Here is a 12,418-nt window from a genome sequence, read left to right as displayed (position 1 = left end):
CGGTACTGGCAAGTACGGAAAGTACGGAAAGTACCGCAGGCATTTTTGACTATTGAGCAACATGAAACCGAAATCGACAAATCTCAAATCCATCCAGGTCGGCTTGCTGGGCATAGGCACCGTAGGCGGCGGTGTGTTCAACGTATTGCGGCGCAATCAGGAAGAGATCCTGCGCCGTGCCGGTCGGGGCATTGAAATTACCATGGTGGCGGACCTCGACACCGCCCGCGCGCAGGCTGTGGTGGGTGACAGCGTGCAGGTCGTCGCCGATGCCCGCGCGGTGATCGCGAATCCCGAAATCGACATCGTGATTGAGCTGATCGGCGGCTACGGCATCGCCCGTCAGCTGGTGATGGAAGCCATTGAAGCGGGCAAGCATGTGGTGACCGCCAACAAGGCCTTGCTGGCGGTGCACGGCACCGAAATTTTTGCCGCTGCGCACCGCAAGGGCGTGATGGTGGCCTTTGAAGCTGCGGTGGCGGGTGGCATTCCCATCATCAAGTCGCTGCGTGAAGGACTGACGGCCAACCGCATCGAATGGATCGCCGGCATCATCAACGGTACGACCAATTTCATCTTGAGCGAAATGCGCGACAAGGGCCTGGACTTCGACGTGGTGCTCAAGGAGGCGCAGCGCCTGGGTTACGCCGAGGCTGACCCCACCTTTGACATCGAGGGCGTGGACGCGGCGCACAAGGTCACGCTGATGTCGGCGATTGCCTTCGGCATTCCGGTGCAGTTTGACAAAGCCTATGTCGAAGGCATTACCCGGCTGGATGCGCAGGACATCAAGTACGCCGAGCAGCTCGGCTACCGCATCAAGCTGCTGGGCATCACCAAAAATACCGCCAAGGGCATCGAGCTGCGTGTGCATCCCAGCCTGGTGCCGATGAAGCGCCTGATTGCCAATGTGGAAGGCGCCATGAACGCCGTGATGGTGCATGGCGATGCCGTCGGCACCACGCTGTACTACGGCAAGGGCGCCGGCAGCGAACCCACCGCCAGTGCCGTGATTGCCGACCTGGTCGACATTGCCCGCCTGCACACGGCTGACGCCGCGCATCGCGTGCCGCATCTGGCGTTCCAGCCCGACTGGATGAGTGATACGCCGGTGCTGGCCATGGGTGATGTGGTCACGAGTTATTACCTGCGCCTGAAGGTGGCCGATGAAGCCGGCGTGCTGGCCAGGGTCACCGGTATTCTCGCCTCGCTGGGCATCAGCATAGACGCCGTGCTGCAGCGCGAGGCCGATGAAGTGGGCGGCGAAGGCTCCACGCAGACCGACCTCATCATCCTCACACACGACTGTGTGGAAGCGAAGATGAACGACGCGTTGGCACAGATGCAGGGCTTGCCCACGGTGCTGGCGCCTATCACGCGCATCCGCAAGGAGGAATTGGCCTGATGCGCTACATCTCCACCCGTGGTCATGTTGACCGCAAGCGCTTTTGTGAAATCCTGCTTGAAGGCCTGGCACCGGATGGCGGCTTGTACCTGCCGGAGCGCTATCCGCAGGTTGACAATGCGACGCTGACGAAATGGCGCAGCCTGCCTTATGCGGATCTCGCGTTCGAAGTCCTGTCACTGTATATAGATGACATTCCGCCAGCGGACCTGAAGGCGATCTGCGAGAAGACCTATACCGAAGATGTTTTTGGAACGAAAGAGATTGTTCCGCTGAAAAAACTGCAGGAGGGCCTGTACCTCGAGGCTCTGTCGAACGGGCCCACGCTCGCCTTCAAGGACATGGCCATGCAATTGCTGGGCAACCTGTTCGAATACGAACTGGCGCGCCGCGGTGAAGAGCTGAACATCCTGGGCGCCACCAGCGGAGATACCGGCAGTGCGGCCGAATACGCCATGCGCGGCAAAAAGGGCGTGCGGGTTTTCATGACATCGCCGAATGGCCGCATGAGCCCGTTCCAGCAGGCGCAGATGTTCAGCCTGCAGGACGAAAACATCCACAACCTCGCGCTGGACGGCGTGTTTGACGACTGCCAGGACATCGTCAAGGCGGTGTCCAATGACCTGGATTTCAAGCGCCAGTACAAAATCGGCACGGTCAATTCCATCAACTGGGCGCGCCTGATGGCGCAGGTGGTTTATTACTTCGCCGGCTACTTCCAGGCCACCAAATCAAACGCCGACAAGGTCAGCTTTACCGTGCCGTCGGGCAACTTCGGCAATGTCTGCGCCGGCCATGTTGCCCGCATGATGGGCCTGCCCATCGACAAGCTGGTGGTGGCGACCAATGAGAACGACGTGCTCGACGAATTCTTTCGCACCGGCGTCTACCGTGTGCGGGCTGGCGCCGACACGCATGAGACCTCCAGCCCGTCAATGGACATTTCCAAGGCCTCGAACTTCGAGCGTTTTGTGTTCGACCTGCTGGGCCGGGACGCGATGCGCATCGCCGAGCTATTCGGAAACCGGTTGTCGGCACAGGGCAGTTTTGACCTGAGCCGCGATGCCGCCTTCCAGGCAGCCGCGCAGCGCTACGGGTTTGCCAGCGGCACGAGCACCCACGCCGACCGGCTGCAGACGATTCGCGACACCTTCCAGCGCCTGGGCACCATGATCGATACGCACACCGCTGACGGCCTGAAGGTGGCGCGTGCGCACCTGCAGGTGGGTGTGCCCATGATCGTGCTCGAGACGGCCCTGCCGATCAAGTTCGCCGAAACCATCGAAGAGGCGCTGGGCCGCTTGCCGACCCGGCCCGCAAAGTTCGAAGGCATAGAGGACTTGCCCAAGCGTGTGCAGGTCATGCCCGCCGACGTTGACCTTGTCAAGGCCTATATTGCCAACAACGTGCATTGAGTGGCTCTCCAGTCCCTTTCGGATGGCCATGGCCAGCCAGTGAATCAGTAGCAAACCAGGATCGGTGAAAAACTGTTTATGAACGTGGTTGCATTTGCCGGCTATTCCGGCTCGGGGAAGACGACGCTGGTGGAAAGGCTGATTCCCGCGCTTAAGCTGCGTGGCCTGCGTGTCTCGGTCGTCAAACATGCACACCACAAATTCGACATTGACCACCCGGGGAAGGACACCTACCGTCACCGGGAGGCCGGGGCCTTCGAGGTGGTTGTCGCGTCGGAAAACAGGCTGGCACTGATCCGTGAGTTCGAACGGCCGACGACGCTGTCGGTGCACCACCTGATTGCCGAGCTGTACGAGGGTGTGGACTGGGTGCTGGTGGAGGGCTTCAAGAGCAGCGACCTGCTGAAGGTGGAAGTCTGGCGCGCCGCGTCCGGCAAGCCGGCACGTTATCCGGACGACGATTTTGTGGTGGCAATTGCCACCGACTCGCCGGAGCAGCTGCCGCAAACTACCCTCAGGCCGGTGCTGGATTTGAATGACGCCGATGCCCTCGCGCTGTGGTTGATCGACAATCAGGAACGCTTTGCCTACCGCCCCGAGTCGTATGCATGAACACTTCCCAAATCACCCCTGCATCCACCTCCACCGCACCAGCTGCCCGTCCCGCGCTTAAGCCACTGGACGATGCGCTGGCCGAGTTGCAGGCCCAAGCCACCCCGTTGGCAGGCCTGGAAACGGTCTCCACATTTGAGGCCGACGGCCGCGTGCTGGCGCAAGACGTGGTCTCCGCGCTGCAGGTGCCACCCGAAGACAACAGCTCGATGGACGGGTATGCGGTGCGTACTGCCGATGTACAGCAGGCCGGTACCGCTTTGCGTGTGTCGCAGCGCATCCCCGCCGGCAGCGCAGGCCCTGCGCTGGAGCCGGGCACGGCCGCGCGCATCTTCACGGGCGCGCCCATTCCGGCCGGGGCCGACGCGGTGATGATGCAGGAAGACTGCGAAGTGCTGGCGGAGCCGCAAGGTTTTATCAAGATCACGCAGCCGCCCAGACCCGCGCAGTGGATTCGCCGCGCCGGCGAGGATGTCACGCGTGGCGCCATCGTGCTCTCAAAAGGTGAGCGGCTCACGCCAGCCGCACTTGGGCTGGCGGCCAGTGTTGGCATGAATGTTTTGCAGGTGGCGCGCCGGCCGCGGGTGGCGCTGTTTTCCACCGGCGATGAGCTGGTCATGCCCGGCGAGGTTGCCCCGGAGCAGATGCGGCCGGGCGCCATCTACAACTCCAACCGCTTCTTCCTGCGTGCCTTGCTGTCGCGCCTGGGGTGCGAGGTGACGGACATGGGCATCGTGCCGGACCGGCGCGACGCCACGCTGGACGCGCTGCGCAGCGCCAGCCAGGCGCACGATTTGATCCTGACCAGCGGCGGCGTATCTGTCGGTGAAGAAGATCACATCAAGCCCGCGGTGCAGCAGCTCGGTTCACTCGATCTCTGGCAGATCGCGATCAAGCCCGGCAAACCGTTTGCCTATGGCAAGGTCGGGCCGGCGCACTTCATCGGCCTGCCGGGCAACCCAGTCTCCAGCTTTGTGACCTTCCTGCTGCTGGTGCGGCCCTTTCTGCTCACGCTGCAGGGTGCGCGCCAGGTGGCCCTGAAATCAGTCCCTGTTCCCGCCCATTTCAATTGGCCCCGCGCCGATAAGCGCCGCGAGTTCCTGCGGGTGCAACGCAATGCGGCTGGCGGGCTGGACCTGTTTGCCAATCAGAGTTCCGGGGTGCTGACCTCGGCGGTCTGGGGCGACGGTCTGGTGGACAACCCGGCGGGGCAGACCATCACGCACGGCGACAGCGTGCAGTTCATCCCGTTTTCAGCGCTCCTGTCGTGAAAGCCTCCGCATGAAAGTCACGGTCAAGTATTTCGCGTCCATCCGTGAAGCCATCGGGCAGGGCAGCGAGTTGCGCGAAACCTCCGCCGGTACGCTGGCGGCCCTGCGCGACGAACTGCTGGCCGCCAGCCCCGCGCATGCCGGCAGCCTGGCGCGCGGCAAGTCTGTGCGCATGGCGCTGAATCAGGTCATGAGTGACGAGTCGGCTGTTTTAAGCGAAGGCTGCGAAGTCGCCTTCTTCCCGCCCGTCACCGGCGGCTGATTTACCCGATCAATTCATCCAGCCGCTGCAGGCGCTCAACCCGCGCGCCGGAAGCCCGGGTCATGGGGCTGCGAAGTTCTTCGCGAACCAGTCCCCGGCGCGCGAGTAGCGCTTTCAGCGGGCCGGGGCTGGGTTCGGCAAACAGGCCTTCAATCAGCGGCGGCAGGGGTTCCCACAGCGTGCGGGCTTGCGCCTCATCGCCGGTCTTGATGAGATCCATCACCTGGACGAAACGCCGCGTGTGCACATGGGCTGCCGCCGCAATCGCACCATGCCCGCCTTGCGCCAGGGTGGAGAAAATATTGACATCCTCGCCGCACAAGACCTGCAGGCGGCCGTCGCTGATCAGCGCTCGCGTTTTGTCCGCGTCGCCGCCGCAGTCCTTGATGGCGCAGATGCGTGGATGGCTGGCCAGCGCCCTCAGGGTCTGCAGTTCGATCTTCACGCCGGTGCGGTAGGGTATGTCATACAGGATGACCGGCACGGCACTGGCGTCGGCCAGCTGGGTAAACCACTCGATCAGGCCGGCCTGGGCAGGCCGGATGTAGTGGGGCGCAGGCAGCAGGATGCCGGCAATGCCCAGCTCGCCCACCATCCTGATGCGCGCCGCGGTTTTTCCCAGGTGGTAGCCCGACAGGCCCATGACCACCGGCAGTTCAGGCGCTTCCCGCATGATGGCCTGCAGCACGGCCAGCTGCTCTTCGTCGCTCAAGGCGGCTGCTTCGCCAGTGGAGCCGCAGGCCACCAGGCCGGCAATGCCGCTGCCGCGGTAGTGCGCCACCAGGCGCTTCAAGGACGCATGGTCGACCTCGCCGTGGTCAAAGGGGGTGACAAGCGGGAGCCAGAGCCCCGAAAAATCTGGAGTTACCGGGGTTACCTGGTTTGCATTGCGCGCTGTTTGCATGAAGACACATCCTTAAAAACTGACCGGCTTGGAAGGCCATCGTCAGAACAAGAGGTGGTGCACGCGGGAAAGACCTGAAAGTAGCTGGCGGCTCCATCGCTCATTCGACGACGGAACCGCAGCCCCGGTCAAATGAGCAACGGTTTTTTTGACTTGCTGGCGCACGCCTCATGGCCACGGCTGCCGTTGGGCATCCAGGCGGTGAGGAGGTTTGTGCAGCCAGTCATGCGACAAATCTTACGGCATGCATGCGGCTTTTGGGGTGGTGGTGGCAAAATTGCAACTATGGCTTTATCCCGCGTCCTGATCACGACCGAAGACTTCAATCTGGCCGATGAGGTGGCCGCTCTGCGCGCGAATGACACCCGGGTCGGCGCCGTATGCACTTTCACGGGCACGGTGAGGGACCGCAATGACGGCCAGAGCGTCAGCAGCATGGAACTGGAACACTACCCCGGCATGACCGAAAAAGCCATTGAGGCCATGATCGACGAGGCGATGGTGCGCTTCGATATTTTTGGCGTCCGGGTGATCCACCGTGTCGGACTTTTGCAGCCGCTGGATCAGGTGGTCATGGTGGCGGTGACTTCCGCTCACCGCGGTGAAAGCTTCAAGGCCTGCGAATTTTTGATGGACTACCTGAAGACCCAGGCGCCGTTCTGGAAAAAAGAGCAGACGCCGGAGGGCGCGCGTTGGGTCGATGCGCGCGTTAGCGACGATGCAGCGCTGGCCAAATGGGGCATACAAGCCACCAATGGCTAGAAATTACTTGGCTCCCGGCATGCCCCTGGGCTCATCCGTATCCTGCGCTGGCGGCACAAAAGGGGCCCGCGCCTCGTCTTCCAGCCCGGCTGTCAGCAACTGCAGCAGGTGGACCAGCTGGTTTTGCTGCGTATTGTCCAGCGGCGCCATCAGGCGGCTGTAGGCGCGCTCGGCCGGTTCCTGCGCCTGTTTCAGCAGGGCGAGCCCCTCGGTTGACAGCGAGATCGACAAGTTGCGCCGGCTCGAAGGTGCGGGCACGCGCTCTATCAGTCCCCGTGTTTCCAGGCCGCGCAACACGCGCAGCACCGTCACCTTGTCAAAACCCAGCGCGCGTGCCAACGTGGACTGGTCCAGGCCGGGGCTGGCACGCAGCACACTGAGCACGCCGAACTGCGCGGGTGTCAGCCCGACACTGCGGCATTCATCTTCGAAAACGGCGGCCGAGATCTGGTGCGCGCGACGCAGCAAAAAACCGGGGCGCGCGTACAGTTTGGAAAGATTATGGAAGGCAGGCACAGTATCTGGTCAGGGCCGGTCAACTCAGGGGCTAGGGAAAGACTACGGTATTCAAGTATTCGGAGGCTCAGGGAATTCATGGATTGTGCCCTGTTGATTTTGTCAAATGCTGGTTGGCATGCAAGCCAAATAAGGTTGTTTGCGGCCCGCGTGATACCCATCCGGGACTGAGGTGCCACCCCCTGCAGTCATTCAGTTCAGTTCAGGTATCTGGGCTTGGCGGGGTCCATGGCCAGTTCGGGCACGTCGGCGTTGGCGGCGGCTGGTTGGAGGGCAGGGGATGTCAGCGGCTCCAGCCACTGCGACGCATTCAGGCTCTGGTGCAGCAGGTGCAGCAAGCCGTTGGTCAGTTGCGCATCCATCATGAGCTGAAAATTTCGCACCGCGTCACCGCCTGGCAGTTTTTCAAGCATTTGCAGGCGCAGCTGCCCAGTGCCCATCAGCGTGACCTTGACTTCAGTCAGCAGCAGCGGCTCGGGGCCCAGTACTGCATCGGCGGGCTGGCCCCGCCGATCTTCGTAAGGCGTCTCGAAGTCGCCGGTGCGTAGTGACGCCTCTTTCTGGAAGGCATCGAGCAATTGGCCTCGCTGCTCGTCCAGGCTGGCTGCCGGCGCCGCAGGGCCCGCAAGTTTTGTCATTTGGGCGACGGCCGTCTGGCTGAGTACCGGCCACAGGGCCAGGGCCAGGCGCCGGGTCAGCCAGGCGCGCAACTCACCGCCTTCCCTGCCATTGATCCGTATCAATAAACGGTCCTGTTCCGGCGCGTAGTTGACCGAAACCTGATGTATGTTCATGCCAATGATTCTAGACCGCATGCCCGCGTGTGGGGGCTCGGTGTAGCCGCAGGCCAGACCGGCCGGTTGTCGGCGCTATTGAAAAAGCTTTGTTCCAGCCCCAGATCAACAGCAATCAAATTCGAAGGGACGCCTCATGCGCCAGGACAAACTCACCACCAAATTTCAGGAAGCGCTCAGCGATGCACAGTCGCTGGCACTTGGCAACGACAACGCCTACATCGAGCCGGCTCATTTGCTGGCGGCCATGCTGCGCCAGGATGACGGCCCCCGCGCCTTGCTGGAGCGGGCCGGGGTCAACGTCAACGGCCTGACGCAGGCGGCCGACAGCGCCGTCAAAAAGCTGCCCCAGGTGCAGGGCCAGGACCAGATCCAGGTCGGCCCCGAGCTGGCCAGGCTGCTGCAGGCCACGGAAAAAGAAGCCATCAAGCGCAATGATCAATTTATTGCCGGTGAACTCTTTTTGCTGGCCGTGGCCGACAGCAAGGCCGACGTGGGCAGGATCGCCCGCGAAAACGGCCTGAGCCGCAAGTCGCTGGAAGCCGCGATTGACGCGGTACGCGGCGGGCAGGGCGTGAACAGCGCCGATGCGGAGGGCCAACGCGAAGCCCTGAAGAAATACTGCATGGACCTGACAGAGCGCGCGCGTCTGGGCAAGCTCGATCCGGTGATTGGCCGCGACGATGAAATTCGGCGTGCCATCCAGGTACTGCAGCGCCGCACCAAAAACAACCCGGTATTGATAGGGGAACCCGGTGTCGGCAAGACGGCCATCGTCGAGGGCCTGGCCCAGCGTATCGTGGCGGGCGAGGTGCCTGAGTCGCTGAAAGGCAAGCGCGTGCTGTCACTCGACATGGCTGCCTTGCTGGCCGGGGCCAAGTTCCGCGGCGAGTTTGAGGAGCGCCTGAAAACCGTGCTCAATGAATTGGCCAAGGATGAAGGCCAGACCATCGTCTTTATCGACGAGCTGCACACCATGGTCGGCGCCGGCAAGGCAGAAGGCGCCATGGACGCCGGCAACATGCTCAAGCCCGCGCTGGCGCGTGGCGAGCTGCACTGCGTGGGTGCCACCACACTGGATGAATACCGCAAGTACATCGAAAAGGACGCCGCCCTGGAGCGCCGCTTCCAGAAGATCCTGGTGGACGAGCCCACGGTGGAAGCCACCATCGCCATCCTGCGCGGGCTGCAGGAAAAATACGAAGTCCACCATGGTGTGCAGATCACCGACCCGGCCATCGTCGCTGCGGCCGAACTCAGCCATCGCTACATCACCGACCGCTTTTTGCCCGACAAGGCCATCGACCTGATTGACGAGGCGGCGGCCAAGATCAAGATCGAGATGGACTCCAAGCCCGAGGTGATGGATCGCCTTGACCGGCGCCTGATCCAGTTGCAGATCGAGCGTGAAGCCGTGCGCCGCGAAAAAGACGAAGCTTCGCAAAAGCGCTTTGGATTGATCGAAGTAGAGATTGCCAAGCTGCAGAAGGAAATCTCTGACTTCGATGAAATCTGGCAGGCCGAAAAAGCCCAGGCGCTCGGTTCCAAGGACGTCATGGAAGAGATCGACCGCATCCGCTTCCAGATTGAAGAGTTCACCCGCAAGGGCGACTTCAACAAGGTTGCCGAGCTGCAATACGGCAAGCTGCCTGAACTTGAAAAGCGCCTGAAGGCGGCGCAGGACAGCGAGGCGCAGAAGGAGACCAGCGATGTGCCCAAGCTGCTGCGCACCCAGGTCGGCGCCGAAGAGATCGCCGAGGTCGTTGCGCGCTCCACCGGCATTCCGGTCAGCAAACTGATGCAGGGCGAGCGCGACAAGCTGCTGCTGATGGAGGGCAAGCTGCATGAGCGCGTGGTCGGCCAGGACGAGGCCATAGCTGCGGTCGCCAATGCGATCCGCCGCTCGCGTTCGGGCCTCAGCGATCCGAACCGCCCAACAGGCTCCTTCCTGTTCCTCGGCCCGACGGGTGTGGGCAAAACCGAGCTGTGCAAGGCACTGGCTGGTTTCCTGTTTGACAGCGAAGACCACCTGATTCGCGTCGACATGAGCGAGTTCATGGAGAAGCACTCGGTCGCCCGACTGATAGGCGCGCCTCCGGGCTATGTGGGCTACGAGGAAGGCGGTCACCTCACCGAGGCCGTGCGCCGAAAGCCCTACAGCGTGCTGTTGCTCGACGAGGTCGAAAAAGCCCATCCCGATGTGTTCAATGTGCTGCTGCAGGTGCTGGACGATGGTCGCCTGACCGACGGCCAGGGGCGTACTGTCGACTTCAAGAACACGGTGATTGTGATGACCAGCAACATCGGTTCACCCATCATCCAGTCCATGGTTGGCCGTGACTCGGAAGACATCAAGGACGCGGTGATCGACGAGCTGAAGAACTACTTCCGTCCCGAGTTCCTGAACCGTATCGACGAGACCGTGGTCTTCCATGCGCTCGACGCGAAGAACATCGAGTCGATCGCGCGTATCCAGCTCAAGGTGCTGATGGAGCGCCTGCAGAAAATGGACCTGACGATGGACGTCTCGGAAGCGGCGATTGCCGAGCTGGCCAAGGTCGGCTTCGACCCGGTGTTTGGCGCACGACCCCTGAAGCGCGCCATCCAGCAGCGCATCGAGAATCCGCTGTCCAAGCTGCTGCTCGAAGGGCGCTTCCCGCCCAAGAGCGTGATCCCGGTCGAGGTGGATCCCGTGCGCGAGCCGGGCGTTTTCAAGTTCGAGCGAACAGCCCACTAAGCGCTGGCGCCGCAGGGCGCTATTGAGTTTGTAGTCTCCAGCGACCGCCATTCAGTGGCTGGTTGTGGAGGTTTTTCGCTGAAGATAAAACCCGCTCTTGTGCAGGCAGGACGCGGGTGTGGTGAGCCGGCATCGATGAAAGGCGCAGGGTGTTTGTGTAACCAAGTACTGGCTTGTGTAAGAGCCTTCAGCTCGCATCGAGCACTGCTTCAGGACTGCCAGCGTTCAAACTCCGATGCGGGCAAACCAGCCGCGAGTCCCTGAGCACGAATACCGCCGTCTGTGGAGAAGGGGCTTTTAGGCGACGAGATCCTTTACCCGGGCGTGAGGCCTGCGGGGCCGGTTGCCCAAAGCAGGGTCCTTCCGTATCGTACGGAGTCCTGCGCCACAGTCTGTGCAGAGGCTAAGCAGCTGTGGCAGTACCGACCCAGGCCGCACAAACTTAAGCGAGCACCTCATTACAGAGGGTTACCACCGCTCACCTCATGAGCGATAGAGTGGCTGCGTGCGCAACCGGGTTTTGTCAGGCTCCTGACCATTTCTTCACGCGGTCGCACAATGGCTGGCAAGTGCGCTTGCCTTGCTTTTCCGATGCGCGTTGAATGTGCGACTGCACCCGTGACCTTCGTCCGGCGTGCCCCTCGGCGTTCACCGTATTCCTTTTTACACACGGAACGTCAATGCCTTATCGCCCTGTCATGAAATCCCGAAACCATTGTCCCGGCTGCCTGTCGGATTCGCTGTCTGTCGTTTACGAAGAGTCATATGGGGGTCCGGGCATCAGGAACTACATGGCGAGGCACTACGAAGGCAATGCCGGCGACGCTGCGGATGCCTGTTCCTACGAACTGGTACGCTGCAACAGGTGTACCCTGGCTTTTCAAAAACATGTGCCTGATGACCGGTTGCTGGACGAAATCTACAACGGCTGGGTTCCCGGAACCGAACTGGACAGGACCCACCGAAACTACAGTCTTGACGACTACCGCTACCTGGCCGAGCAGGTTCAGTATGTCATTCAATACTTCGGCGTTCCACCGGGTGAATTGAGTGTTCTTGACTTTGGGTTCGGATGGGCACACTGGTCCCGCATGGCCATGGCGTATGGCTGTGATGTGTATGGTGTTGAGCTGTCTGAGGAACGCCTCCGACATGGCCAATCGGTGGGGATCAAGGTTGTAGAACTCGCCGATCTACCCGCTAAAAAATTCCGATTCATCCATACAGAACAGGTCTTCGAGCACCTCACTGAGCCCCGGGCGATTCTTGAGCGCCTGGCGCAGGCTCTGGCTGTGGATGGACTCATCAAAATCAGCGTGCCCAACGCAGGGCCTTCGCTGAAAAAGCTGGCCCGGCATGGTGATTTCAATGCCCTATCGCCAGCGCATCAAATGCCCATCGCGCCGCTTGAGCACGTCAACGCCTTCAATCACGATTCACTGGTTGCGTTCGGTAAAACGCTGGGCCTGAAGCCCGTGCGGCCAAATTTCTTCAAGCTGTACAACAGCGCATCCGGCCTGCTTGCAGCCAAAAACCTCGCGCGTGTTCTTGCGCGTCCTTTCTATCGGCACATCTTTCCCCGCAGCACGTTCGTCTACTTTGAGCATGCCTAGTACTCCGACCCAAAAATATCGAAACATGAAAGCGCGCCTTCGAGCCCATGCCGTCGTTGCAAATCCTCGCCATAGCTACGGCTATGTCTGCGGTTTGCGCCTAGGCCTGGGCCCGAATCCATCGCTT

General features: G+C 61.6%; 11 protein-coding genes. 8 read left to right on the top strand and 3 right to left on the bottom strand.

All coding sequences use genetic code 11. From position 1 onward, the window contains the following. The first annotated feature begins 61 nt into the window (after nucleotides 1-61). The 5 genes from AC1DUR_RS01045 to AC1DUR_RS01025 all read left to right on the top strand — a co-directional run bounded on the left by AC1DUR_RS01045 (nucleotide 62) and on the right by AC1DUR_RS01025 (nucleotide 4,965). Entirely contained in the window at nucleotides 62-1,405 is a 1,344-nt protein-coding gene (locus tag AC1DUR_RS01045) for a homoserine dehydrogenase (RefSeq protein ID WP_477716937.1), read from the top strand. Beyond that, nucleotides 1,405-2,820: a threonine synthase gene (thrC, locus tag AC1DUR_RS01040; RefSeq protein ID WP_477716936.1), complete on the top strand. Its 1,416-nt coding sequence runs from the start codon at nucleotides 1,405-1,407 to the stop codon at nucleotides 2,818-2,820. Before AC1DUR_RS01045 ends, thrC begins: the two co-directional genes overlap by 1 nt. Nucleotides 2,821-2,898: 78 nt before the next feature. After that, entirely contained in the window at nucleotides 2,899-3,432 is a 534-nt protein-coding gene (mobB, locus tag AC1DUR_RS01035; RefSeq protein ID WP_477716935.1) for a molybdopterin-guanine dinucleotide biosynthesis protein B, read from the top strand. Further along, on the top strand, nucleotides 3,429-4,703 hold the full coding sequence (locus AC1DUR_RS01030) for a molybdopterin molybdotransferase MoeA (protein ID WP_477716934.1): 1,275 nt from the start codon (nucleotides 3,429-3,431) through the stop codon (nucleotides 4,701-4,703). Before mobB ends, AC1DUR_RS01030 begins: the two co-directional genes overlap by 4 nt. A 10-nt stretch (nucleotides 4,704-4,713) precedes the next feature. Further along, complete coding sequence (locus tag AC1DUR_RS01025) at nucleotides 4,714-4,965, top strand: MoaD/ThiS family protein (RefSeq protein ID WP_477716933.1); 252 nt, start codon at nucleotides 4,714-4,716, stop codon at nucleotides 4,963-4,965. Nucleotide 4,966: 1 nt separating this feature from the next. Here the strand turns inward: AC1DUR_RS01025 and dapA are convergent, their stop codons facing one another. Further along, on the bottom strand, nucleotides 4,967-5,869 hold the full coding sequence (gene dapA / locus AC1DUR_RS01020) for a 4-hydroxy-tetrahydrodipicolinate synthase (protein ID WP_477716932.1): 903 nt from the start codon (nucleotides 5,867-5,869) through the stop codon (nucleotides 4,967-4,969). Between the two features lie 285 nt (nucleotides 5,870-6,154). Here dapA and moaE point away from each other — a divergent pair, with 285 nt between their 5' ends. Continuing rightward, nucleotides 6,155-6,631 carry a molybdopterin synthase catalytic subunit MoaE gene (moaE, locus tag AC1DUR_RS01015; RefSeq protein WP_477716931.1) on the top strand — a complete coding sequence of 159 codons (477 nt, stop codon included), beginning with the start codon at nucleotides 6,155-6,157 and terminating at the stop codon, nucleotides 6,629-6,631. A gap of 3 nt (nucleotides 6,632-6,634) precedes the next feature. Here moaE and AC1DUR_RS01010 read toward each other — a convergent pair whose 3' ends face one another. Next, the gene (locus AC1DUR_RS01010; protein WP_477716930.1) at nucleotides 6,635-7,147 is read right to left on the bottom strand and encodes a MarR family winged helix-turn-helix transcriptional regulator; all 513 of its coding nucleotides are present in this window, start codon (nucleotides 7,145-7,147) and stop codon (nucleotides 6,635-6,637) included. A 197-nt stretch (nucleotides 7,148-7,344) separates the two neighbouring features. Further along, nucleotides 7,345-7,941, bottom strand: a complete 597-nt coding sequence (locus AC1DUR_RS01005; RefSeq protein WP_477716929.1) for a hypothetical protein — start codon at nucleotides 7,939-7,941, stop codon at nucleotides 7,345-7,347. Nucleotides 7,942-8,077: 136 nt separating this feature from the next. Here AC1DUR_RS01005 and clpB point away from each other — a divergent pair, with 136 nt between their 5' ends. Then, the gene (clpB, locus tag AC1DUR_RS01000; RefSeq protein WP_477721085.1) at nucleotides 8,078-10,678 is read left to right on the top strand and encodes an ATP-dependent chaperone ClpB; all 2,601 of its coding nucleotides are present in this window, start codon (nucleotides 8,078-8,080) and stop codon (nucleotides 10,676-10,678) included. A gap of 791 nt (nucleotides 10,679-11,469) precedes the next feature. Further along, complete coding sequence (locus tag AC1DUR_RS00995; protein ID WP_477721084.1) at nucleotides 11,470-12,291, top strand: class I SAM-dependent methyltransferase; 822 nt, start codon at nucleotides 11,470-11,472, stop codon at nucleotides 12,289-12,291. Nucleotides 12,292-12,418: the final 127 nt, after the last annotated feature.

The sequence above is a fragment of the Polaromonas sp. P4_F4 genome, assembly GCF_056401355.1.
This window is presented reverse-complemented; position numbering and strand designations above follow the sequence as displayed.

What these genes read in the sequence shown, in the direction of transcription:
- AC1DUR_RS01045 (WP_477716937.1), top strand. Translation starts at nt 62, where the DNA reads ATGAAACCGAAATCGACAAATCTCAAATCCATCCAGGTCGGCTTGCTG.
- thrC (WP_477716936.1), top strand. Translation starts at nt 1,405, where the DNA reads ATGCGCTACATCTCCACCCGTGGTCATGTTGACCGCAAGCGCTTTTGT.
- mobB (WP_477716935.1), top strand. Translation starts at nt 2,899, where the DNA reads ATGAACGTGGTTGCATTTGCCGGCTATTCCGGCTCGGGGAAGACGACG.
- AC1DUR_RS01030 (WP_477716934.1), top strand. Translation starts at nt 3,429, where the DNA reads ATGAACACTTCCCAAATCACCCCTGCATCCACCTCCACCGCACCAGCT.
- AC1DUR_RS01025 (WP_477716933.1), top strand. Translation starts at nt 4,714, where the DNA reads ATGAAAGTCACGGTCAAGTATTTCGCGTCCATCCGTGAAGCCATCGGG.
- dapA (WP_477716932.1), bottom strand. Translation starts at nt 5,869, where the DNA reads ATGCAAACAGCGCGCAATGCAAACCAGGTAACCCCGGTAACTCCAGAT.
- moaE (WP_477716931.1), top strand. Translation starts at nt 6,155, where the DNA reads ATGGCTTTATCCCGCGTCCTGATCACGACCGAAGACTTCAATCTGGCC.
- AC1DUR_RS01005 (WP_477716929.1), bottom strand. Translation starts at nt 7,941, where the DNA reads ATGAACATACATCAGGTTTCGGTCAACTACGCGCCGGAACAGGACCGT.
- clpB (WP_477721085.1), top strand. Translation starts at nt 8,078, where the DNA reads ATGCGCCAGGACAAACTCACCACCAAATTTCAGGAAGCGCTCAGCGAT.
- AC1DUR_RS00995 (WP_477721084.1), top strand. Translation starts at nt 11,470, where the DNA reads ATGGCGAGGCACTACGAAGGCAATGCCGGCGACGCTGCGGATGCCTGT.